The sequence below is a fragment of the Mycobacterium simulans genome, from assembly GCF_900232995.1.
In the GTDB taxonomy this organism is placed as follows: Bacteria; Actinomycetota; Actinomycetes; order Mycobacteriales; family Mycobacteriaceae; genus Mycobacterium; species Mycobacterium simulans.
On record NZ_OCVX01000003.1, the window covers coordinates 2,043,932 to 2,066,467 of the forward strand.

At 65.1% G+C, this 22,536-nt stretch carries 16 protein-coding genes, 2 pseudogenes and 1 riboswitch; of the genes and pseudogenes, 11 read left to right on the forward strand and 7 right to left on the reverse strand.

The window, feature by feature from the left end:
* Nucleotides 1-2 precede the first annotated feature (2 nt).
* A pseudogene (locus MSIMFI_RS09910) lies at nucleotides 3-626 on the forward strand (carboxymuconolactone decarboxylase family protein); the annotation flags it as partial.
* Here the strand turns inward: MSIMFI_RS09910 and MSIMFI_RS09915 are convergent.
* The gene (locus tag MSIMFI_RS09915) at nucleotides 574-1,506 is read right to left on the reverse strand and encodes a sigma-70 family RNA polymerase sigma factor (protein WP_186241876.1); all 933 of its coding nucleotides are present in this window, start codon (nucleotides 1,504-1,506) and stop codon (nucleotides 574-576) included. The pseudogene MSIMFI_RS09910 and the gene MSIMFI_RS09915 overlap by 53 nt on opposite strands.
* A 35-nt stretch (nucleotides 1,507-1,541) precedes the next feature.
* Here MSIMFI_RS09915 and MSIMFI_RS09920 point away from each other — a divergent pair, with 35 nt between their 5' ends.
* Nucleotides 1,542-2,861, forward strand: a complete 1,320-nt coding sequence (locus tag MSIMFI_RS09920; RefSeq protein ID WP_191497073.1) for an aspartate aminotransferase family protein — start codon at nucleotides 1,542-1,544, stop codon at nucleotides 2,859-2,861.
* On the opposite strand, the gene MSIMFI_RS09925 is transcribed toward MSIMFI_RS09920, so the two are convergent.
* The gene (locus MSIMFI_RS09925) at nucleotides 2,862-5,069 is read right to left on the reverse strand and encodes a VIT domain-containing protein (protein WP_191497074.1); all 2,208 of its coding nucleotides are present in this window, start codon (nucleotides 5,067-5,069) and stop codon (nucleotides 2,862-2,864) included.
* Entirely contained in the window at nucleotides 5,066-5,638 is a 573-nt protein-coding gene (locus MSIMFI_RS09930; RefSeq protein WP_191497075.1) for a helix-turn-helix domain-containing protein, read from the reverse strand. Before MSIMFI_RS09930 ends, MSIMFI_RS09925 begins: the two co-directional genes overlap by 4 nt.
* Nucleotides 5,639-5,752: 114 nt before the next feature.
* On the opposite strand from MSIMFI_RS09930, the gene MSIMFI_RS09935 reads away from it, so the two are divergent.
* The 4 genes from MSIMFI_RS09935 to nagA are packed head-to-tail and all read left to right on the forward strand — an operon-like array spanning nucleotide 5,753 to nucleotide 9,855.
* Nucleotides 5,753-7,000 carry a D-alanyl-D-alanine carboxypeptidase family protein gene (locus MSIMFI_RS09935; protein WP_191497076.1) on the forward strand — a complete coding sequence of 416 codons (1,248 nt, stop codon included), beginning with the start codon at nucleotides 5,753-5,755 and terminating at the stop codon, nucleotides 6,998-7,000.
* A gap of 10 nt (nucleotides 7,001-7,010) precedes the next feature.
* Nucleotides 7,011-7,346: a hypothetical protein gene (locus MSIMFI_RS09940; RefSeq protein ID WP_191497077.1), complete on the forward strand. Its 336-nt coding sequence runs from the start codon at nucleotides 7,011-7,013 to the stop codon at nucleotides 7,344-7,346.
* On the forward strand, nucleotides 7,316-8,710 hold the full coding sequence (locus MSIMFI_RS09945) for a sugar porter family MFS transporter (protein WP_224770252.1): 1,395 nt from the start codon (nucleotides 7,316-7,318) through the stop codon (nucleotides 8,708-8,710). The genes MSIMFI_RS09940 and MSIMFI_RS09945 overlap by 31 nt, the downstream gene beginning before the upstream one ends.
* Nucleotides 8,710-9,855 (forward strand): N-acetylglucosamine-6-phosphate deacetylase, encoded by a 1,146-nt coding sequence (gene nagA / locus MSIMFI_RS09950; RefSeq protein ID WP_191497078.1) that lies wholly within the window; start codon nucleotides 8,710-8,712, stop codon nucleotides 9,853-9,855. The genes MSIMFI_RS09945 and nagA overlap by 1 nt, the downstream gene beginning before the upstream one ends.
* A 161-nt stretch (nucleotides 9,856-10,016) precedes the next feature.
* On the opposite strand, the pseudogene yhjD reads toward nagA, so the two are convergent.
* Nucleotides 10,017-10,880 (reverse strand): annotated as a pseudogene (gene yhjD, locus MSIMFI_RS09955) (inner membrane protein YhjD); the annotation flags it as partial.
* Nucleotides 10,881-10,887: 7 nt separating this feature from the next.
* The gene (gene trpS / locus MSIMFI_RS09960) at nucleotides 10,888-11,907 is read right to left on the reverse strand and encodes a tryptophan--tRNA ligase (protein WP_186241868.1); all 1,020 of its coding nucleotides are present in this window, start codon (nucleotides 11,905-11,907) and stop codon (nucleotides 10,888-10,890) included.
* A 36-nt stretch (nucleotides 11,908-11,943) separates the two neighbouring features.
* Here trpS and MSIMFI_RS29230 point away from each other — a divergent pair, with 36 nt between their 5' ends.
* Together MSIMFI_RS29230 and MSIMFI_RS09970 are read left to right on the forward strand one after the other, a co-directional pair.
* Nucleotides 11,944-12,291 (forward strand): PE family protein, encoded by a 348-nt coding sequence (locus MSIMFI_RS29230; RefSeq protein ID WP_191497079.1) that lies wholly within the window; start codon nucleotides 11,944-11,946, stop codon nucleotides 12,289-12,291.
* A 53-nt stretch (nucleotides 12,292-12,344) separates the two neighbouring features.
* Nucleotides 12,345-13,139, forward strand: a complete 795-nt coding sequence (locus MSIMFI_RS09970; protein WP_186245597.1) for an alpha/beta fold hydrolase — start codon at nucleotides 12,345-12,347, stop codon at nucleotides 13,137-13,139.
* A 65-nt stretch (nucleotides 13,140-13,204) separates the two neighbouring features.
* Here MSIMFI_RS09970 and MSIMFI_RS09975 read toward each other — a convergent pair whose 3' ends face one another.
* Nucleotides 13,205-14,434: an NADP-dependent isocitrate dehydrogenase gene (locus tag MSIMFI_RS09975; RefSeq protein ID WP_191497080.1), complete on the reverse strand. Its 1,230-nt coding sequence runs from the start codon at nucleotides 14,432-14,434 to the stop codon at nucleotides 13,205-13,207.
* Nucleotides 14,435-14,550: 116 nt separating this feature from the next.
* Nucleotides 14,551-14,670: riboswitch (SAM riboswitch) on the forward strand.
* A 139-nt stretch (nucleotides 14,671-14,809) separates the two neighbouring features.
* On the opposite strand from MSIMFI_RS09975, the gene MSIMFI_RS09980 reads away from it, so the two are divergent.
* Genes MSIMFI_RS09980 through MSIMFI_RS09990 form a run of 3 tightly spaced genes read left to right on the forward strand, consistent with a single transcriptional unit; the run spans nucleotide 14,810 to nucleotide 18,065 of the window.
* Nucleotides 14,810-16,174, forward strand: coding sequence for a bifunctional o-acetylhomoserine/o-acetylserine sulfhydrylase (locus MSIMFI_RS09980; RefSeq protein ID WP_191497081.1), 1,365 nt, complete (start codon nucleotides 14,810-14,812; stop codon nucleotides 16,172-16,174).
* Between the two features lie 11 nt (nucleotides 16,175-16,185).
* Nucleotides 16,186-17,334, forward strand: coding sequence for a homoserine O-acetyltransferase MetX (gene metX, locus MSIMFI_RS09985; protein ID WP_191497082.1), 1,149 nt, complete (start codon nucleotides 16,186-16,188; stop codon nucleotides 17,332-17,334).
* Nucleotides 17,331-18,065 (forward strand): class I SAM-dependent methyltransferase, encoded by a 735-nt coding sequence (locus tag MSIMFI_RS09990; protein WP_186241863.1) that lies wholly within the window; start codon nucleotides 17,331-17,333, stop codon nucleotides 18,063-18,065. Before metX ends, MSIMFI_RS09990 begins: the two co-directional genes overlap by 4 nt.
* Nucleotides 18,066-18,162: 97 nt before the next feature.
* Here the strand turns inward: MSIMFI_RS09990 and MSIMFI_RS09995 are convergent.
* The coding region (locus MSIMFI_RS09995) for a PPE family protein (protein ID WP_191497083.1) at nucleotides 18,163-22,536 on the reverse strand (4,374 nt) is incomplete at its 5' end.

The following is a 22,536-nucleotide window of genomic DNA, read 5'->3' on the forward strand; positions in this document are numbered from 1 at the left end:
CGTCACGGTTTGGCGGGCTGTCTCGTCTGACTGGTATGACACAGAAAACCCGAATTGAGCCCCTACCCCCAAAGCGCGCCGGCCTGCTGACCCGCATCATGTACCGGGTCGCCAAGCGTCGCTTCGGCGAGGTCCCCGAGCCGTTCACCGTCGCGGCGCATCATTCCCGTCTGCTAGTCGCCAACGCGGTGCACGAGACGCTGCTGCAACGGGCGTCGCGAACGCTGCCCATCAGCGTGCGTGAGCTCGCCGTGTTGTGGACGGCACGCAAGATCGGCTGCTCCTGGTGCGTGGACTTCGGATCCATGCTGCAACGCCTGGACGGCCTCGACATCGAGCGCTTGAAGGAGATCGACAACTACGCGACATCGCCTCGCTTCACCGAGGACGAGCGCGCCGCCATTTCCTACGCCGACGCGATGACCACCGACCCGCATACCGTCACCGATGAGCAGGTCGCCGATCTGCGAGCCCGCTTCGGCGACCCCGGCGTCATCGAACTGACCTACCAAATCGGAGTGGAGAACATGCGGGCCCGGATGTACACCGCGCTCGGCGTCACCGAGCAGGGCTTCAACTCCGGTGATGCGTGCCGGGTGCCCTGGCTCGAAGCGGAGAGCCGGTGAACTTGTCGGGGTTCGCGATATCCCATAGGGCGCAAACCTTTCCGTCGCGCACCGTCATCGCGGTGATCCGCGGTGCCATCTGCCGATACCCGTCAACGCCGGGTGAACCTTCGGTGTAGACGCCCAGCTCGCCGTTGACCAGTGCCAGCTGGCTGACCGTAAAGAACGCCGGGCCATAACGCCGGGCCAAACCGAAGATGAACCGGGCCACCTTGTCGGCCCCGAGGATGACCTGAATTGCGGTGGGCGCCTTGCCGTTTGAATCGCCGGTAAAGGTCACATCCGGGTGCAACAATGACACCACCGCGTCCAGGTCACCGGCGGCCATGGCGGCCATCAGCTTGCCGACCACCTCGTTATGGCTGGGATCCGGTTCTGGGGTCGGCCCCGCGCCTCCCTCTTTCAAGGCCTTGCGGGCCCGCGAGGCAAGCTGCCGCGCGGCGGCCTCGTTGGTTCCCAATACGTCGGCGACTTCGGCAAACGGCACGGCGAACCCGTCGTGCAGCACGAACGCCACCCGCTGATCGGGGCTAAGTTGCTCCAGCACCACCATCGCCGCGAACCGGGCGTCCTCGGCCGCCACCACGGCGGATAGCGGATCGGCAGTGTCGAGAGCGGTGACGACAGGTTCGGGAAGCCAGTTGCCGGTGTAGGTCTCGCGCCGGTGCGCCGCCGACCGCAACCGGTCCAGGCCAAGGCGGCTCACCACGGTGGTCAGCCAGGCCCGCAGATCCTCGATCACAGCGTCGGCGCCGTCCCAGCGCAGCCAGGCCTCCTGGACGATGTCTTCGGCATCGGCCACCGTGCCGGTTAGCCGGTAGGCGACCGACATGAGATGTGGCCGCAGCTCCTCGAATTCGGCGACCTGCGTCGAGGTCATGCATCGAGCCTAGCCCGGCTAGGCTCGCGGGCACGATGACTGACAACCTTTGGCTGCATTTCGCCCGGCACGGCGCGGGTATCAAGCCGCCAATCATCACTCGCGGTGAGGGTGTGACCATCTTCGACGACCGCGGCAAGAGCTACCTCGACGCGCTGTCCGGGCTGTTCGTGGTGCAGGTCGGTCACGGCCGTACCGAACTGGCTGAGGCCGCCTCCCGGCAAGCCGGCACGCTGGGGTTCTTTCCGTTGTGGGGATATGCCACCCCGCCGGCGATCGAGCTCGCCGAACGCCTGGCCCGATATGCGCCCGGCGACCTGAACCGAGTGTTCTTCACCAGCGGCGGCACCGAGGCCGTCGAAACCGCATGGAAGGTGGCCAAGCAGTACTTCAAGCTCACCGGCAAACCGGGCAAGTACAAGGTCATTTCGCGCGCGACCGCCTACCACGGCACCACCCAGGGCGCGTTGGCGATCACCGGGCTGCCGATGTTCAAGCAACCGTTCGAGCCGGTGACGCCGGGCGGCTTCCGGGTGCCCAACACGAACTTCTACCGCGCGCCTGCACCGTTTGATACCGACATCAAGGCCTTTGGGCAGTGGGCCGCCGACCGGATTGCCGAGGCGATCGAGTTCGAAGGGCCCGACACCGTCGCCGCGGTGTTCTTAGAACCGGTGCAAAACGCTGGCGGCTCGTATCCGCCGCCCCCCGGGTATTTCGAGCGGGTCCGAGAGATCTGCGACGAGTACGACGTACTGCTGGTTTCCGACGAGGTGATCTGTGCGTTCGGCCGGATCGGGTCGATGTTCGCCTGTGACGACTTCGGCTACGTGCCCGACATGATCACTTGTGCCAAAGGGTTGACGTCGGGCTACTCGCCCTTGGGGGCGATGATCGCCAGCGACCGCGTGTTCGATCCATTCAACGACGGCAAAACGATGTTCCGTCACGGCTACACGTTCGGCGGTCATCCGGTGTCGGCGGCCGTCGCGCTGGCCAATCTCGACATCTTCGAGCGCGAGGGCCTCAACGATCGAGTCAAACAACACTCCCCCGCGCTGCGGGCCACCCTGGAGAAGCTGTATGACCTGCCCATCGTTGGCGATGTCCGCGGCGAGGGGTTTTTCTTCGGCATCGAATTGGTCAAGGACCAGACGACCAAGCAGACCTTCACCGACTACGAACGCGCAAAGCTGCTCGGCCACGTCTCCTCGGCGCTCTTTGAGGCCGGGTTGTATTGCCGCCCCGACGATCGCGGCGATTCGGTCATCCAGATAGCCCCGCCGTTGATCAGCGGTCAGGCCGAGTTCGACACCATCGAAGCGATCCTGCGCAGCGTGCTCGCCGGCGTGTAACTACCTCCAGAATCGCCGTTTGGGGAGAAGGCGTTTTACCGCGTCGACGGCCACGATCACCTGCTGAGCCAACGCCTCGGTCGAGTTGCACAGGTACCGGTTGAGCACGTCGCACAGCACCGCGAGCGCGGCGCTCAGGGCGGGGTCCGAGGTCGCGTCTCGATGCATCTCGAGCTCCGCCCAGACCGCAGCCAGCCCTGGCTCATCGCCGGCGATCCCGTCTTGCACCAGCTTGAGCAGGTCTTTGAGGGATCGCTTGACCACCGGTTGAGCGCCAGCCGGGCGCACGGCGGCCCCAGCCCTGCCGCCCACCGCCAACGGTGCGGCCGCAGCGAAGCGCACCGCCGGGGTCCAACCCGAGGGGGTCTCGACGGGTTGCACGACCTCGGTGAGCGGCCCGGTCTCGGTCCTTTCGGGGTCAATGGCCACGAACGCGGTGAAACGGGACAGCACGCCGAACCGGATGGAATGCTCGACCAGCCGGGCGGCCAACTCCTCGTCGGGATAACCGGACGCGTATTCGTCCTCCAGGTCGCGGACTACCGAGCGTGCCCAAATCGTTTGCACAGCAAGGGCTTCCGTCGAGAAGCGAGCCGCCAGTGCGGCGCCGAAAGACCCGTCGGCCGCGACGCGGAATGTCACCGAGTCCGGCCGACCCCGATAACGCCCGGAGATCACACACGGCACGCCGGCGAAGGCATCGGGCGACCGGCATGGGGTGACCGTACCCTCGACAATCTCGGCCCCCTCGGCGCTCACCCGAATGTCGGTCAACGCTGGACGCCCGATGGTCCGCGCCAGCCTGGCCATCGTCTCGTCGAGGCGCTCCTCGGATTCGACCAACTCACAACGTCCGGCGCCCAAGCGTGCCAGCCGGTCCAGGAAGCCCGCGTTGACGGCGCGGTCGATGCCCACGCAGTAGACCCGGGTTCGCCCGACCACAGGTGCCAGCGTCTTCAACAGGTGGTCCTCGCCGGTGATCTGGCCATCGGTCACCAGAACGACGCTGGCAAGCCGGTCTTCACCGGAGGCGGCAAGCATCTGGACGGCTTTGCGCACCGGTTCGGCCATCGCCGTCCCACCCCGGCTTTCCAGCGAACCCAGCCACGACGACGCGGCGAACCGGTTTCGGTCGTTGGCCTCGACGAGTCCGGCAGGCAGGGTCGCGGCCGTGTCGATCCGGTCGTCGAAGGCAAGGACGCCGAACCGGTCGACGGTGTCGAGCATGTCCACGATCCGCCCCGCCGCTCGTCGTGCGGCGATCATCTTCCAGCCGTGCATCGACCCGGACCGATCCAGCACGACCACAACATCGCGCGGCGTGGTGGACGTTTCCGCGGGCGGCACCAACGTGACCGACCAGGTGCCTTCATCACCCTCCGCGTCGGGGACGAGTAGCGCTGACGACGAAAGTTGTTGGCGGTCAACGTGAAAGCGCAGCACGAAGTCGCGGTCGGCGCGGGCGCCCGGCTCGACCCGAAGCCGGGTCAATCCGTCGTTTTCGGCAACGGCGGTTGGTAACGACGCCCGCAGGTTCGATACGGCAAAGCCGCCGCCGTCGAGAGTCAGCGCGATCCCGACATCGGGACGTTCGTCTGCGTCCTCAAGCCGAGGCGGGGTCACCCGTGACGCGTCGGGCACGGCGTCGGTGTCGGCGGCCAAACCGGAGCCGGTCTGATCCCCAGGCACGGGGCTTCCGGTGGTGTACCGCGGGCCGACCACGAGCGGGAAACGGAAGGTGGCCTCGCCGTCCTCGAACGACAGCGGACCCGTCAGGCGCATCTCGATGGTGGCTTCCTCACCGGGCCCGAGGTTGCCTACCCGCACCGAGAACACGTCGGAGCGGTCCTCCTCCACGATCGCGGCGCGCTGCCCTTGCACCAATGCCTGCTCGTAGTCGGCTCGGGCCTGGCCGCGCTCCTTCAGCACGCCGACCACGCGCCGCCCCGCCAGGTCCGCGACGAAATCGGTGACACCCGCACGCGCCGGCAGTGGGAACACGTAGGTGGCCTCGATGGTCGTGTCCCCGGTGTTGGCGAAACGCTGGCGCACGGTGGACGTTGCCGTCATGCCGACGATTGCGGTGTCGACGCTCAGCGCCTTTAGCGGCAGCCGGACCCCGTCGGCAGTACTCAGCTCGCCACAGGTCGGCCTGTCGGCAGGCTGGACGGGTTCGGCGGCGATGAGGGGCAATAACTGCGTACTCATTGGTCGTCCTTCCGGGAACTGGAAATGAGGTCGAGTAGCGGCGCGGCGGCGCGGCGCAAGCTGTCCAGCGCAGGCAGCGAGTTCCCGTCGATCAGTAACGTGACAGTGTCGGAAAGCCGCACCGCCTGAAGGTTGGTGACGGCCGGTGAGGCGACGGACGGAGCGGCGCTGGAGGCCGGCGGGTCGCGCCAGAACCGGCCGGCCGCACGCGATGGAGCGGGGGTCTCGGGGGCGCCCAGGGCGGGCGGTATTGCGCTGGACGGGATCGCGGCCAGCGACTCCACCTCCGCCGGCGCCATTGCGTCCAGGCGTTCGGCAATCTCGTCCAGCGACAGGCCTTGTCCTTGCAGCCGTTTGATGGCGACCAGGCGCAGCAGGTGCGTTCGCCCAAAGGTGAGGGCGCGTCCGCGAGTGCCTGGCCTAGGCAGCAGGCCCCGCGCCGTGTAGTAGCGGACCATTCGTTCGGCCGGGATCGGTTTGGCTTGACGGTTGTCGGGCACGACGCCCGCCACCTGGACCGCCTTGGCGGCGGCGGCGGCGAATTCAGAGAGCGTCAGCAGTGTTTCCATGGCCTAACTGACAGTGTCATACAGATATTAGACACTGTCAAATTAACTTGTGTCCCATCAGTCACAGCGCGCCGACCTACGATCGCGCTACCCATCCCCTACTCTGCACACACGATGCTCTGTTTACGGTCCCTCTCGCGCGCCGCATCATGCCTGGCCGCAGCCGTTTTCGTGGCGGCTGGGCCGGTCGCTCCGGGTGCGCCGCTAGCCGTCGCCGAGCCCAACGCGGAGGCGAACGGCGGCGCCGACAACTGCCGCTACAAGATCACCACTCCACCGGCCGTGGACTCGTCGGAAGTTCCCGCAGCCGGCGAACCGCCGCTGCCGCTGGCGGTGCCCCCCACCCCGGTCGGCGGCAACGCGCTGGGCGGCTGCGGCATCATCGCCGCCCCCGACACCCCGCCGGTGCCGAACGACATCTCCGCCGAGGCTTGGCTGGTGGCAGATCTAGACAGCGGCGCGGTCATCGCCGCCCGGGACCCGCACGGCCGTCACCGCCCGGCCAGCATCATCAAGGTTCTGGTCGCGATGGCGTCCATCAACGCGTTCAACCAAAACAAGTCCGTCGCCGGAACCGACGACGACGCGGCCGCAGAGGGCACCAAGGTCGGCGTGAACGCCGGCGGCAACTACACCATCAATCAGTTGCTGCACGGTCTGCTGATGCACTCCGGCAATGACGCCGCGCACGCGCTGGCGATGCAGCTCGGCGGTATGCAGCAGGCGCTGGAAAAGCTCAATGTGCTCGCCGCCAAGCTGGGTGGTCGGGATACCCGGGTGGCGACGCCGTCGGGTCTGGACGGACCGGGCATGAGCACTTCGGCCTACGACATCGGCCTGTTCTACCGGTACGCGTGGCAGAACCCGGTCTTCGCCGACATCGTCGCCACCCGCACGTTCGATTTCCCGGGGCACGGCGACCATCCCGGCTACGAGCTGGAGAACGACAACCAGTTGCTCTACCACTACCCGGGCGCGATGGGTGGCAAGACCGGTTACACCGACGACGCCGGGCAGACGTTCGTGGGCGCGGCCAATCACAATGGCCGGCGGCTGATGGCGGTGCTGTTGCACGGGACCCGCCAGCCGATCGCGCCGTGGGAACAGGCCGCACACCTGTTGGACTACGGGTTCAGCACCGCCCAGGGCACCCAGATCGGTTCGCTGATCGAACCCGACCCGTCGTTGCAGCCGGCCAAGGGCAACCCCACCGATCGGCAGGCCAACGCCAGCCAGGCCGCCGGCCTGATGTCGTCGGCCGATGCGCTGCCGATACGGGTGGGCGTGGCCGTTATCGGAACCGTCATCGTTTTCGGACTGATCATGGTCGCGCGCTCGATGAATCGCAGGCCCACGCTTTAGACTCTGCGGGATGACTGAAGCTGAAGCCCTGTACGAGGACGCCGGCCTAACGCTCGACGAGCACGGAATCGCCATCCGCCGCTATTACTTTCCATTGGCCGGGCACAAGCGGATCGCCTACACAGACATCCGCGGTGTCAAGACTGCGCCAATGACCTGGATTTCCGGCAAGGGCCGGTTCTGGGGGGCATCGGACCCGCGCTACTGGTTCCCATTGGACTTGCGGCGAGGAAGCAAAAGCACCCTGCTGATTCTGGACGTGGGCGCCCGTGTCAAGCCATGCATCACGCCCGAGGATCCCGACCGCGTCCTTGAATTGTTGAGCGCCCGGGTACCGGTCAGCTGACCGGATCGTCGCGGCGGGGACTACTGGTCGGACTCACCGCCGCCAGCGTCGGCGTCATCTACGGCTACGACCTGTCCAGCATCGCGGGCGCGCTGCTATTCATCACCAAGGAATTCAGCCTGTCCACGCGCCAACAGGAACTGCTAACCACGATGGTGGTATTCGGGCAGATCGTTGGGGCACTCGGTGGCGGCGTGCTGGCCAACGCGATCGGGCGCAAGAAGTCGATGGTTTTGATCACCGCCGGCTACGCGGTTTTCGCATTGCTGGGCGCGTGCTCGGTCTCGGTGCCAATGCTGTTGGTGGCGCGGCTGCTGCTCGGTGTCACCATCGGTGTCTCGGTGGTCGTGGTCCCGGTGTACGTCGCCGAGTCGGCACCGGCCGCCGTGCGCGGATCGTTGGTGGCGGCCTATCAGGTGGCGACGGTCAACGGCATCATCCTCGGCTATCTGACCGGTTACCTGCTGGCCGGCTGGCAGGAGTGGCGGTGGATGCTGGGGCTCGCCGCGGCGCCCGCGACGCTGTTGCTGCCGTTGCTGTTACGAATGCCCGACACCGCACGCTGGTACCTGCTCAAGGGCCGGGTCGCCGAGGCCCGCCTGGCGCTGATGCGGGTAGAGCCCGAGACCACCGTCGACGCCGAGCTGGCCGAAATCGCCGACGCGATAACCGAAGAAGGTACCGGCGGCTTGTCGGAGATGCTGCGGCGGCCGTACCTGCGGGCCAGCATGTTTGTGATCGCGCTCGGCTTTCTCGTCCAGATCACCGGCATCAACGCGATCATCTACTACAGCCCACGGCTATTCGCGGCCATGGGCTTCCAAGGCAATTTCGCGCTGCTGGCGCTGCCGGCAATGGTGCAGGTCGCCGGTTTGGCGGCGGTGTGCGTCGCATTGTTGCTGGTCGACCGGCTGGGCCGGCGTCCGATCCTGTTGTGCGGCATCGCGTTGATGATCGTCGCCGATGCGGTGCTGATCTTTGTGTTCGCCCGAGACTTCGGTCACGGCATGGCGCTGCTATTCGGATTCGGCGGCGTGCTGCTGTTCATCGTTGGGTTCAGCTTCGGGTTTGGCGCGCTGGTCTGGGTATACGCCGGCGAGAGCTTTCCGTCGCGGCTGCGGTCGATGGGGTCGAGCGTGATGCTGACCGCGAACCTGACGGCCAACGCTCTCATTGCCGGATTCTTCCTCACGATGTTGCATTTCCTTGGCGGCGCAGGCGTTTTCGTCTTGTTCGGCACCTTCGCCGTGATTGCCTTCGTGGTGGTGTACCGATTCGCGCCAGAGACCAAAGGCCGCCAGCTCGAGGACATTCGGCATTTCTGGGAGAACGGCGGCCGTTGGCCGGCCGAGGCAAAGACCTGATGATCATCCGTGCCGGCACCGCGGTCATCAACGGGCAGATTTGCCGACCCGGATGGCTGCAGATCGCCGGTCGCCAGATTCTGGCCTGCAGCGCCGGCACGCCGCCCGGGCAGGCCTCCGAAACAACGTATGTCGAAGCGCCGGATTGCATTGTGGTGCCTGGATTTATCGACATGCACGTACACGGGGGCGGCGGCGGGTCCTTCACAGAAGGGAACGCTCCGGATGTATCCGCGTCCGTCGCGTTTCACCTGCGGCACGGCACCACCACCACGCTGGCCAGTCTGGTCACCGCCGACCCCGCGGAGTTGCTTTCCGCGGTGAGCGCCCTCGCCGACGCGACTCGGCGCGGCGTCATCGCGGGCATCCACCTGGAGGGACCGTGGCTGAGCCCGGCACGGTGCGGCGCACACGACCACACCCGGATGCGTGCTCCGGATCTCGCCGAGATCGACGCCATTCTTACCGCCGCCGACGGCACCGTCCGGATGGTCACGCTGGCCCCCGAGCTCCCCGGCAGCGACGAGGCGATCCGGCGCCTACTTGACGCGGGTGTGGTTGTGGCCGTTGGGCATACGGATGCTACGTATGAGCAGACCCAACGAGCCATCGCCCTGGGCGCCAGCGTCGGTACCCATCTGTTCAACGCGATGCCGCCGCTGGACCACCGTGCGCCAGGACCTGCGCTGGCGTTGCTAGCCGACCCGCGGGTGACCGTCGAACTGATCGCCGACGGCGTGCATGTCCACCCCGATGTGGTGCACGCCGTGATCCAATTCGTGGGGCCGCACCGGGTCGCCGTGGTAACAGACGCGATCGCCGCGGCGGGCTGCGGCGACGGCGCGTTCCGGCTTGGCACGTTGCCAGTGGATGTCGAGTCGGGCGTGGCACGGGTGCGCGGAACGCCGACCATCGCGGGCAGCACCGCGACCATGGATCAGCTATTTCGGTTGGTGGCCGGACTAGGCGTGGACCGCGATGCGGCGCTGCTCGCCGCCGTTCAGATGACTTCGGCAACACCCGCGCGGGCTCTCGGGCTGGATCGGGCGGGCGAACTGCGAGCCGGCTATGACGCGAATCTTGTTGTGCTGGACCGTGATCTGCAGGTAACTACCGTCATGGCCAACGGCGACTGGCGGTCCTAGCGACGCCAGCGGATCAACCTCGAAAACGCCCATGCCCCAAGGGCTCCCAAGGCTGCGGCGGTCAACGTCTGGCGTGCGCTGAGGCCCTCGTCGATCTGTATGCGCGGGCTGATGACCGCGGGCCCGGGCGGCTCGACGTGTCTAGCGCGCGAGTCTTCCTCGGATGCGGTGGCGGCCCATGCGGTGGCGAACAGGAGCAGTGACCAGGTGACGAACGCGAACACCATCAAGCCCAGCACCGGCCCGAAAGCGGCGCCCGCCGGGCTACGTAGCACTGTTTGCAGGTAGATCGAGCCCACTTGCTTGAACAACTCGAACCCGACGGCCGCCATCAATCCGGCCCGCATGGACGTGATGAACCCGACCGACTCCCGTGGCAACCGGGCGATCATCCAGGTGAACAGTAGCCACGACACGAGCAGTGACACCAACACCGAAACACCCCGAAAGATCTCGTCGAACACCGAAAAGTCCGGTATTTGCAGCCATCTCAGGACAGCGGCCATCGGCGCTGCCTGGCCCAAAGCGCTCAACGCGACGGTCGCCATGGTCACCACGAACGTTCCCAGCATCGCGACGAGATCGGACAGCTTGGTGTGAACGTAACCCGCGGGATCGGCCGGCTGCTCCCACATCTCGCTCAACGCTTCCCGGAGGTGCCACATCCAGCCCAGACCCGCCCACGCCGCGGTGGCCAAGCCGATCAACCCGACCGAAGCGCGGGCGGCGATGGCCGAATTCATCAAATCGACCAGCTGCTGCCCCAGCTCGTCCGACACCACGGACCTGATCCGGTCGTCGATCGTGTTGAGCAGCTCCGGCCGCCGCGACAACACGTATCCGCCTGCCGCGAAACCGACCATCAGCAAAGGAAATAACGCAAAGATTGTGTAGTAAGTGAGTCCCGCCGCGAAGAAGGTGCCCTTTTGCTTGCCGAAGCGCTGGTACGCGCGCATAACGTGATCCAGCCAGGCCCACCGAGCCCGCAACCGATCCAAGATTCCCAGCTTGGCCGGCTCGCTCATGGACGTCCTATTCCCGTTGCGGAAGGAACCCGAGCCGATCGTAGACCCGCTGCAGGGTTTTGCTGGCGACATCGTTGGCGCGCCGCGCGCCAGTCGCAAGCACCGCCTCCAATTCGGCGGGATCGGCCGTCAACTCGTCGACCCGGGCCTTGATGGGGCTGACGTACTCGACGACGGCTTCGGCGGTGTCCTTCTTCAGGTCGCCGTAGCCGCGTCCGGCGTATCCGTCGACCAGTGTGTCGATGTCGACTCCAGTGACCGCCGACTGGATGCCCAGCAGGTTCGACACGCCCGGCTTGGCGTCGGGGTCATAACGGATGTCTCGTTCGCTGTCGGTGACCGCCGAGCGAATTTTCTTGGCGGACAAAGCCGGATCGTCGAGCAAGCTGATCAACCCGGCGTCGCTGCCGGCCGACTTGCTCATCTTCGATGTCGGGTCTTGCAGGTCGTAGATCTTGGCGGTGACCTTGGGAATCAGCACATCGGGAACCACCAGAGTGTCGGGGAACCGGCTGTTGAACCGCTGCGCGACGTCGCGCGCCAGCTCGAGGTGCTGCCGCTGGTCCTCACCCACCGGCACCAGCTCGGCGTCGTAGGCCAGCACGTCGGCTGCCTGCAGCACCGGGTACGTGAACAGCCCGACGGTGGTGGATTCGCTGCCCTGACGCGTCGACTTGTCTTTGAACTGCGTCATCCGCGATGCCTGGCCAAAGCCGGTAAAACAGCCCAGCACCCACGCCAACTGGCTGTGCGCCGGCACGTGACTTTGCACGAAGATCGTGGCGCGGCTCGGATCGATACCCAGCGCAACGTATTGCGCGGCGGTAACCAGAGTGCGGCGGCGCAGTGCCTCGGGATCCTGCGGGATCGTGATCGCATGCAGATCGACCACGCAAAAGAAGGTGTCGTGGTCGTCCTGCAGCCCGACCCAGTGCGAAACCGCGCCAAGCGCGTTACCGAGATGAAGCGAATCGGAAGTTGGCTGTACGCCGGAGAAGACGCGGCGTAATCCGGTGGGAGTGCTCATGATGCCCTGATCATTTCACGCCGGCGCCGGCACACAATGCACGGTTGGGCTCATGGAAACGTAAGAGTTCTCGGCCGTCTCGGCGTAGCGTCCTTTCTCAGTATCAGACCTGTTGTGTCGGCCGTGGTGGCGTCGCTGTTTTCCTCGCATGCACAGGCCTATCAGGTGCTCGGCGCACGGGCGGCGGTGTTTCACGAGCAGTTTGTGCAGGCCCTGAACACGGCTGCAGGGTCCTACGCCGGAGCCGGTCAGCCGGGTGGCCCCGGCGCTCGTGGGCACGATCATCCTTGCGGTACCGGCGGTATCGCATTTACTGTCGGCGGTATGCCTCTGCTCGGCTCCTTACTCGTGAGCTCCGCTCACTCGCCATCGCCTTCGGTATGACGACTCGCGCACCGATCCACCTGGGCCCCAAACAAGGCTCAGCAGAGCCGGTCCTGCTGCTGCACCCGTTCCTGATGTCCCAGACGGTATGGGAGGTCGTGGCCCAGCAGCTGGCCGACACGGGCCGCTACGAGGTTTTCGCCCCGACCATGGCCGCCCACAATGGCGGGCCCCGCGCGGGTACCTGGTTCCTGTCGTCGTCGGTGCTGGCCGACCACGTCGAGCGCCAGCTCGACGAATTGGGCTGGGAAACCGCCCACATCGTCGGCAACTCGCTGGGCGGCTGGGTCGCGTTCGAACTCGAACGACGCGGACGGGCCCGCAGCGTGACCGGCATCGCCCCGGCAGGCGGGTGGACGCGCTGGAGCCCGGTCAAATTCGAGGTGATCAGCAAGTTCATCGCGGGGATGCCGATCTTGGGGGTGGCGCGCCTGTTCGGGCAGCGGTCGCTTCGACTGCCGTTCAGCCGCCTGCTGGCTACCCTGCCGCTCAGCGGATCCCCGGACGGGGTCAGCGAGCGCGAACTGTCCGGCATTGTCGACGACGCCGCGCATTGCCCGGCCTACTTCCAGCTGCTGCTCAAAGCGCTGCTGCTGCCCGGGTTGCAGGAGTTGGCCAACACCGCTGTGCCCGCCCATCTGGTGTTCTGCGAGAAGGACCGAGTGGTCCCGCCGAGCAGGTTCAGCCGGCATTTCACCGACTTCCTGCCAGCGGGGACGAAGGTCACCGAGCTCGACGGTGTCGGACATGTGCCGATGTTCGAGGCACCGGGGCGCGTCACGGAGGCGATTGTCGAGTTCCTCGATCTATGTGCGCCGCCGAAGGCGATCGAACCCCCGGCCAGTTAGCGGGCGCAGGCAGACGCAAAAGCCCCTGAAAATGCCCATTTTCGGGGGCTTTTGCGTCTGCTCGGCTAGTTGGCCAGCGCCTTTTCCAGGTTGTCGGAGATCGCTTCGAGAAATTCCTCGCTATTCAGCCAGTCCTGTTCGGGACCGATCAGCAGCGCGAGGTCTTTGGTCATCTTGCCGCTTTCCACGGTGCCGATGACGACCTCTTCCAGCTGCTGGGCGAATTCGGTGACCTCAGGGGTGCCATCCAGCTTGCCGCGGTGCTGCAGTCCGCGTGTCCAGGCGAAGATCGACGCGATCGGGTTGGTCGAGGTCGGTTTGCCGGCCTGGTACTGCCGGAAGTGCCGGGTGACAGTGCCGTGTGCGGCTTCGGCCTCGACCGTCTTGCCGTCGGCGGTCATCAGCACCGACGTCATCAACCCCAGCGAGCCGTAGCCCTGCGCGACGGTGTCCGACTGGACGTCGCCGTCGTAGTTCTTGCACGCCCAGACGTAGCCACCCTCCCACTTCAGGCAGGCGGCGACCATGTCGTCGATCAGCCGGTGCTCGTAGGTCAGCCCTTCCGCTTCGAACTTGTCCTTGAATTCCTCTTCGTAGATGCGCTGGAACTCGTCTTTGAACATGCCGTCGTAGGACTTGAGGATGGTGTTCTTGGTCGACAGGTAAACCGGCCATTTTGCGTTTAGCCCGTAGGCGAACGATGCGCGGGCGAAATCCCGGATGGACTCCTTGAAGTTGTACATCCCCATCACGACACCACCGTCTTCGGGGATGGACACCATCTCGTGCACCATCGGCGCGCTGCCGTCGGAAGGGGTGAAAGTCAGTGTGACGGTGCCTGGTTGGTCGACCTTGAAGTTCGTCGCCCGGTATTGGTCACCGAATGCATGGCGGCCGATAACGATTGGCTTGGTCCAGCCCGGAACCAGCCGCGGCACATTGGAAATCACGATCGGCTCACGGAAAATGGTGCCGCCCAGGATGTTTCGGATCGTCCCGTTGGGTGAAAGCCACATTTTCTTGAGGTTGAATTCCTGGACCCGGGCTTCGTCAGGGGTGATCGTCGCGCACTTGACGCCCACGCCGTGCTTCTTGATCGCATAGGCCGCATCGATTGTCACCTGGTCGTCGGTGCGGTCACGGTGCTCGATACCCAGGTCGTAGTAGTCCAGGTTGATGTCCAGATGCGGCAGGATGAGCATGTCTTTGATGAGCTGCCAGATGACGCGGGTCATCTCGTCACCGTCGAGCTCAACCACCGGACCTTTGACTTTGATCTTGGGTTCGTTGGACATCTGTGTCTGGGTCCTCCAGGTCCGCCCCGTCCATTGTTGCTCGTGAGGCCAGACTACTAGGAGCCTTCAGCGGGCAAATTGGCATCGACTAGCCGCCATACGATAAGCTGCAATGCGGTCATGAGCGCCAGCGTCAAGCCCCGGCTTGCTGGCCGGCAACCCTCCAACCGCGGTGGGGTGCCCCGGGTGATGACCAGGTTGAGTAGCCAGTCCCGGCTACGCGGCAAGCGCGGGTCCGCCATGACGGGCCCCTGACAAGACAGGGAAACGTGATGTGCACACTTTCACCCCACTCGATTCGGCCTGCCGTGTCTTTCCTCGAGTGACCGCCGATTGCCCATTTCCGGTCCCCCGTTTCCAGCAGAAAGCACCAGCGTGAGCTCAGAAAACAGCAGTACCGACCCCGATCCGACCGCGCATTGGTCATTCGAGACCAAGCAGATTCATGCCGGTCAGTACCCGGACCCGACCACCAACGCCCGGGCGCTGCCGATCTACCAAACCACGTCGTACACCTTCGACAACACCGCGCATGCCGCCGCCCTGTTCGGGCTTGAGGTTCCGGGCAACATCTACACGCGGATCGGCAACCCGACCAACGACGTGGTCGAGCAGCGCATCGCCGCACTCGAGGGCGGGGTGTCCGCGTTGTTCCTGTCCTCCGGTCAGGCCGCGGAGACTTTCGCCATCCTGAACCTGGCCGGTGCCGGCGATCACATCGTGTCCAGCCCGCGGCTGTATGGCGGAACTTATAACCTGTTCCACTATTCGCTGGCGAAGCTCGGCATCGAGGTCAGCTTCGTCGCCGATCCCGACGATGCGGAGTCCTGGCAGGCGGAGGTCCGGCCGAATACCAAGGCGTTCTTCGGCGAGACGATCTCCAACCCACAGATCGACGTATTGGATACCCCGGCGGTCGCCGAGGTCGCCCACGGCAACGGCGTACCGCTGATCGTCGACAACACCATCGCCACCCCCTACCTGATCCAGCCGCTGGCACAGGGTGCCGACATCGTGGTGCACTCCGCCACCAAGTACCTGGGCGGGCACGGCGCCGCAATAGCCGGAGTGATCGTCGACGGCGGCACCTTCGACTGGACACAAGGCCGCTTCCCCGGATTCACCACCCCCGACCCCAGCTACCACGGCGTGGTGTATGCCGAGCTGGGGCCGCCGGCGTATGCGCTCAAGGCTCGGGTGCAACTGCTGCGCGACTACGGGTCGGCGGCTTCGCCGTTCAACGCGTTCCTGGTGGCCCAAGGTCTCGAAACACTGAGTCTGCGGGTGGAGCGGCACGTTGCCAACGCGCAGCGAGTCGCCGAGTTCTTGGCAGCCCGCGACGACGTGCTGTCGGTCAACTATGCGGGGTTGCCCAGCTCGCCATGGCATGAGAGGGCAAAGAAGCTGGCGCCCAAGGGAACTGGAGCGGTCCTTGCCTTCGAGCTAGCCGGTGGCGTAGCGGCCGGGAAGGCGTTCGTGGACGCGTTGCAGCTACACAGCCATGTCGCCAACATCGGTGACGTGCGTTCGCTGGTGATCCACCCGGCGTCCACCACCCACGCCCAGCTGAGCCCCGCCGAGCAGCTGGCCACCGGCGTCAGCCCGGGTCTGGTGCGACTGGCCGTCGGCCTCGAAGGCATCGAGGACATCCTGGCCGACCTGGAGCTTGGTTTCGCCGCCGCCGGGGTATATACCGCCTCGGCAAAGAGCAGCGACCCGCAGGCTGTGGCGGCATTCTGAGGAGTTCTGAGATGACGATCTCCGAGGTGCCTACCCAGACACTGCCCGCCGAAGGCGAGGTGGGCCTGGTCGACATCGGCTCGCTGACGCTGGAAAGCGGTGCGGTGCTCGACGATGTCTGTATCGCCGTCCAGCGCTGGGGCGAGTTGTCGCCCAGCGGTGACAACGTGGTGGTGGTTCTGCACGCGCTCACCGGTGATTCGCACATCACCGGGCCCGCCGGGCCCGGGCATCCCACGCCCGGCTGGTGGGACGGTGTGGCCGGACCGGGTGCGCCGATCGACACCCACCGCTGGTGCGCGGTGGCCACCAACGTGCTGGGCGGCTGTCGGGGCTCGACTGGGCCCAGCTCGCTAGCTCGCGACGGTAAGCCTTGGGGCTCAAGGTTTCCGCAGATTACGGTGCGCGACCAGGTGGAGGCCGACATCGCCGCGCTGGCCGCGATGGGAATAACCGAGGTGGCAGCCGTCGTTGGCGGGTCTATGGGCGGTGCCCGTGCGCTGGAATGGATTGTCGGACATCCGAATAGGGTGCGCGCCGGGCTGCTGCTGGCGGTGGGTGCGCGTGCCACGGGCGATCAGATCGGCACCCAGACCACCCAGATCACGGCCATCAAGGCCGACCCGAACTGGCAGGGTGGCGACTATTACGAGACGGGGAGGTCACCGGATACCGGGCTGAAGATCGCCCGGCGCTTCGCGCATCTGACCTACCGCGGCGAGGTCGAACTCGACACCCGATTCGCCAACGACAGCCAAGGCACCGAAAACCCGGCGCGCGGCGGCCGCTACGCCGTGCAGAGCTACCTGGAACACCAGGGCGACAAGTTGTTGGCCCGGTTCGACGCCGGCAGCTATGTGACGTTAACCGAGACACTCAACAGCCATGATGTCGGTCGCGGGCGCGGCGGTGTCGCGGCGGCGCTTCGCGGATGCCCGGTACCGGTCGTGGTCGGCGGCATCACTTCTGACCGTCTCTACCCGCTGCGCTTGCAGGAGGAGCTGGCCGAGCTGTTGCCCGGCTGCGACGGCCTGAACGTCGTCGACTCCATCTGCGGGCACGACGGCTTTCTGGTGGAATCCGACGCCGTTGGCGAACTGATCCGAACGACCTTGAAATTGGCCGAAGGGGAAGGCTCGTGCCTTAGGTGTCCAAGGTGACCCGCTCACACCGCGACCGCTCCCTGTCGTTCGGTTCAGCGGCTGCTGCCTATGAGCGTGGCCGCCCGTCCTATCCGCCCGAGGCCATTGACTGGCTGCTGCCGGCGGGTGTGCGCGACGTGCTGGATCTTGGTGCGGGTACCGGCAAGCTGACCACCCGGCTGGTCGAGCGTGGCCTGGAAGTGGTCGCCGTCGACCCGATTGCTGAGATGCTGGAAGTGCTGCGCGCTTCGCTGACCGAGACCGTCGCACTGTTGGGTACCGCCGAGGAAATTCCGTTGGCGGACAACAGCGTCGACGCGGTGCTCGTCGCCCAGGCATGGCATTGGGTCGATCCCGCGCGGGCGATCCCCGAGGTGGCCCGGGTGCTGCGCCCGGGCGGACGGCTGGGTCTGGTGTGGAACACGCGCGATGAACGCCTTGGCTGGGTGCGCGAGCTGGGTGAGATCATCGGCCGCGACGACGATCCGGTCCGCAACAAGGTGACGCTGCCCGAGCCGTTCACCCAGGTCGAACGGCATCAACTCGAGTGGACGAATTACCTTACGCCGCAAGCACTGATCGATTTGGTTGCCTCCCGCACCTACTGCATCACTTCGCCGACCGAGGTCCGCACCAAAACTCTTGGGCAGGTACGCGAACTGCTGGCAACCCATCCGGCGCTGGCGAACGCCAATGGCCTTGCGCTGCCCTACATTACGGTGTGCGTGCGAGCCACATTGGCCAAGTAAAGCCGAACCGGGGCTGAGGGTTCACGGGCAGGCCGAGCCCGGCCCTGTGGGTGCACGCTGGCTGGGCCGCCGGCAACGCCGGATTCCCCGGCACCGGTTAGGGCCCGGTGCCCGTGTACAGCAGACCCGAGAGTTGCTGGCCGACGTTCATGAAGCCCGAGACTACGGCCAAGTTGATCAGGCCAAGCGTGCCCGTGTTGAACACACCCGAAATGCCGGCACCACGGTTGAGCATGCCGGATAGCTGCGTGCCGAAATTGAAGAAGCCCGAGGCCGATCCGAGCATGGGATCGGAGATCGCGTTGAGCCAGCCCGACATGCCCGAGCCGACATTCCAGTAGCCCGATCCGCCGCCACCGCCGGCGTTGAAGAAGCCCGACGATGGCACCGTGGTCGAGTTTCCGAAGCCAGGGGTCCCCCCAAATCCGAGGATCGGGATGTTGACCGGGCCGATGCTGGTGCTGGCGTGCAGGTCCAGCGGGATCCGGTCGATGACGACTGTCGGGATGTCGAAAGCCGGGGTGGCGCCGGACAACCCGAGCCCCACTGGGATTCGCGGAACGAGCGTGCCGCCCGGAATGGTGAAGCCCGGAATGGTCAGCGACGGCGGCAGGCCTATGTGGATAGGTCCGGTGGGGATAGTCAGTCCTGGAATGTTGACTGACGAGGGGGCGAGGTTGATGGGATCCACGTCGAATGCCTGAATCGTGCTCGATGTCGTCGGGCCGGCCTGGATCGGGATTGCGGGCGCAAAGCTGGGTTTGATAAACACGCCCGAGCCCGGGAAGGATGTCATGGGGATATCCGTGAAGCCGACACCGACCACGATGCCCGGCGTGGTGAAGGCGATGGGGTCGATGGTGATGGTGCCGATGTCGGCGGTTGGGCTGATGCCCAAGCGGATGGTCGGGATGGGAATGTCGGGGATAGTGATCGGGCCGATGTCGCCAAGTGCGGTGATGCCCAACGGGATTGAGGGGATGTGGATGGGCGGAAGGACCGTGATGGGACCCACGCCGCCGGTGACGTCGGCGCCAACCGCCGGGAACAGTGGGATGGTGTATCCCAGGGAGAAGCCGGCCAAGCCCTGGTAGTTGCCCCGCCATAGGATGCCGTTGTTGTCGTTGCCGGTGATGAAGGCGCCGGTGTTGACACTGCCCGCGTTGGCCACCCCGGTATTGGCGTTACCGGTGTTGAACCAGCCCGTGTTGATGCTGCCAGCGTTGAAGTCCCCGGTGTTGGTGTTGCCCGCGTTAAAGCTGCCCGAGTTAAAAGACCCGGCGTTGGCCAACCGGGTGTTGTCCCCGCCGGCGTTGAACAAGCCGGTACTTGCCGTTCCGGAGTTACCAATACCGGTGTTGTAGCTACCCGAGTTGAAAAGGCCCCAATTCCCGGTGCCGGTGTTGAAGAACCCGACATTGCCGGTGCCCGAGTTGAACAACCCGATGTTGCCGCTACCCGAATTCAGGCCACCGATACCAGTCAGATTGTCCCCGACCAGCCCGAATCCAACGTTGTTGGTGCCCGTGTTGGCCAACCCGATATTGCCGACACCCAGATTGGCCAACCCGAAGTTGTTGCTGCCCGCATTGCCGAAACCGACATTGCCGATGCCGGGCAGGCCCGCACCCAGACCCGCATTGGCGAACCCGAAGTTGGAGTTGCCGATGTTGCCGAGCCCGAGGTTGCCGTCGCCAATGTTGCCCAACCCCAGGTTCAGCTGGCCGATGTTTGCCGCACCGAGGTTGAGGTCGCCGATGTTGCCGAACCCGAGGTTGCCGGCCCCGATGTTGCCCAACCCGATGTTGAGAATGGTCGCCGGGTTGAGCGCCGACCCGCCCGCCAACAACCCCGACAGTTGCTGGCCCACGTTGCCGATACCGGAGACCAACGCCGGGGTCCCCAACGGCAGCATGCTGGTGTTGTACAGCCCCGATATCCCCGAACCCACATTCAGCACACCGGAGCCCAGTGAGCCGACATTGGCGAAGCCTGAGTCCGCCCCCACCAGCGCACTGTGCGCCTGGTTCCACCAGCCCGACATGCTCGCACCGAAGTTGCCGAAACCCGATCCACCGCCCGCCCCAGAGTTGAAGAAACCCGACGACGGAGCCATGGTCGTATTCCCAAAGCCCGGTGTCGGCGGCATGGTGATCAGCGGAATATTGCTGGCGATGACATACACCGAACCGTCGGCGTTCGCCGAGATTTCGGGCCACACGATGGCCGGAATGGTGACGGCCTGGTTGCCGGCGGTCATATCGAGATTCAACAGTGAAGCCTCGGGGAACGTGAGACCACCCGGGAAGAGGGTGATCGCATCGATGCCGCCGGGCACGCGGAAGGTGAGCGGAATCTGGTGAATATTCAATGCCGGAGTAGTGAAAGCCTGGCTGCCCGCAACGGTGACGCCATGAACCGGGCCCGTCATACTGCCTCCCAGCGTGATTGCGCCGGTGGCGTAAGTGCCCGTAGAAATCGACCCGATGGAGTAGAAAGTCGGCCCGAAGGGTCCAGTGGGAGTCCACAGCAGGATTGGGTCTATCGTCGTGGCTGACGAGGTCATTCGGTCGAGGTTGAGGTCGATTTGGGCAGTCAGGGCGGGGATCGTGACGGGCGACACCGAGATGGGCCCCAGGGTGATGCTTCCGATGATGTCGGGGTTGATTTCGGGGATCGCGATTTCAGGGATGGTGAAGGAGCCCATCGCGACGTTTCCGGTCAGGTGCAGGTTGGTTGCCGGGACCGGGATGGGTGGAATAACGACTGGGCCAAAGGCGGCGGTGGCGTGCATATCCAAGATGGGAACCTTGGGGACAGCCAGGTTGTAGGAGAGGCTGAACAGGCCCTCGTAGTTGCCCCGCCAAAGGATGCCGTTGCTGTAGTTGCCCGACATGAAGGCGCCGGTGCCGACGTTGCCGGAGTTGGCGAATCCGGTGTTGGCGTTGCCTGAGTTGAACCAGCCGGTGTTGATGCTGCCAGGGTTGAAGCCACCGGTGTTGGTGTCACCGGCGTTGAAGCTGCCCGTGTTGTATGAACCCGGGTTGCCGATACCGGTGTTGAAGCCCCCGGCGTTGAACAACCCGGTACTGGCCGTTCCGGAGTTACCAATACCGGTGTTGTAGCTACCCGAGTTGAAAAGGCCCCAGTTCCCGGTCCCGGTGTTGAAGAACCCGACGTTGCCGGTGCCCGAGTTGAACAACCCGATGTTGCCGCTACCCGAATTCAGGCCACCGATACCAGTCAGATTGTCCCCGACCAGCCCGATCCCAACGTTGTTGGTGCCCGTGTTGGCCAACCCGATATTGCCGACACCCAGATTGGCCAACCCGAAGTTGTTGCTGCCCGCATTGCCGAAACCGACATTGCCGATGCCGGGCAGGCCCGCACCCAGACCCGCATTGGCGAACCCGAAGTTGGAGTTGCCGATGTTGCCGAGCCCGAGGTTGCCGTCGCCAATGTTGCCCAACCCCAGGTTCAGCTGGCCGATGTTTGCCGCACCGAGGTTGAGGNCCGTGTTGGCCAACCCGATATTGCCGACACCCAGATTGGCCAACCCGAAGTTGTTGCTGCCCGCATTGCCGAAACCGACATTGCCGATGCCGGGCAGGCCCGCACCCAGACCCGCATTGGCGAACCCCAAGTTTTCGCTGCCGATGTTTGCCAGCCCCATGTTGCTGTCGCCAATGTTGCCCAACCCCAGGTTGAAGTCGCCGATATTGGCCAACCCCACGTTGATGGGGCCCGCGGTCGTGTTTGCCAACAACCCCGACAACTGCTGGCCGACGTTGCCGATACCCGACAGCATCGCCGGCGTTCCGAAGGGCAACGTGCTGGTGTTGTAGATCCCCGATAGCCCGGAGCCCACGTTGAGCACACCCGAGCCCAGCGTGCCGGCATTGAGTACGCCTGAGCCCGCTCCCTCCAACGCGGCGTGCGCCTGGTTCCACCAGCCCGACATGCCCGCGCCGAAGTTGCCGAAACCCGAGGCCCCTCCGGCGCCGGAGTTGAAAAAGCCCGATGACGGAGCCGTGGTCGTGTTCCCAAAACCCGGGGTCGGCGCGATATTGATGATCGGAATGGTGCTGTCTGGCACGCTCATGTTGAATGCGAAATTGAGCGGAAGCGGATCGATCGTAAAACCACCGGGGAAAATCGTGATCGGATCCAGCGCACCCGACGCATCGATCGTCAACGGGATCGCTTCCTGAGGAATCGACAAGCCACCCGGGAACAATGTGAACGCCGGCAAACCACCCGACACATCAATATTCAACGGAATGCTATTAGTGCCGATCGTCGGAATCGTGATGGTCGGGAGATTTATTACGACGTTGCCGGTCGACCCGAAACTCGGGCCGGCATGGATGACGATGCCGGTGATGGGTTGCCCCTGCGATCCGCGTGGGCTGACCGACCCGATGGTCCACGTCGTGCCGTTTTCTTCCTGTCTCTTATACACATCTGACGC

Coding starts and splice junctions, on each gene's coding strand:
- MSIMFI_RS09915 (WP_186241876.1), bottom strand. CDS start 1,506: ATGACCTCGACGCAGGTCGCCGAATTCGAGGAGCTGCGGCCACATCTC.
- MSIMFI_RS09920 (WP_191497073.1), top strand. CDS start 1,542: ATGACTGACAACCTTTGGCTGCATTTCGCCCGGCACGGCGCGGGTATC.
- MSIMFI_RS09925 (WP_191497074.1), bottom strand. CDS start 5,069: ATGAGTACGCAGTTATTGCCCCTCATCGCCGCCGAACCCGTCCAGCCT.
- MSIMFI_RS09930 (WP_191497075.1), bottom strand. CDS start 5,638: ATGGAAACACTGCTGACGCTCTCTGAATTCGCCGCCGCCGCCGCCAAG.
- MSIMFI_RS09935 (WP_191497076.1), top strand. CDS start 5,753: ATGCTCTGTTTACGGTCCCTCTCGCGCGCCGCATCATGCCTGGCCGCA.
- MSIMFI_RS09940 (WP_191497077.1), top strand. CDS start 7,011: ATGACTGAAGCTGAAGCCCTGTACGAGGACGCCGGCCTAACGCTCGAC.
- nagA (WP_191497078.1), top strand. CDS start 8,710: ATGATCATCCGTGCCGGCACCGCGGTCATCAACGGGCAGATTTGCCGA.
- trpS (WP_186241868.1), bottom strand. CDS start 11,907: ATGAGCACTCCCACCGGATTACGCCGCGTCTTCTCCGGCGTACAGCCA.
- MSIMFI_RS29230 (WP_191497079.1), top strand. CDS start 11,944: ATGCACGGTTGGGCTCATGGAAACGTAAGAGTTCTCGGCCGTCTCGGC.
- MSIMFI_RS09975 (WP_191497080.1), bottom strand. CDS start 14,434: ATGTCCAACGAACCCAAGATCAAAGTCAAAGGTCCGGTGGTTGAGCTC.
- metX (WP_191497082.1), top strand. CDS start 16,186: ATGACGATCTCCGAGGTGCCTACCCAGACACTGCCCGCCGAAGGCGAG.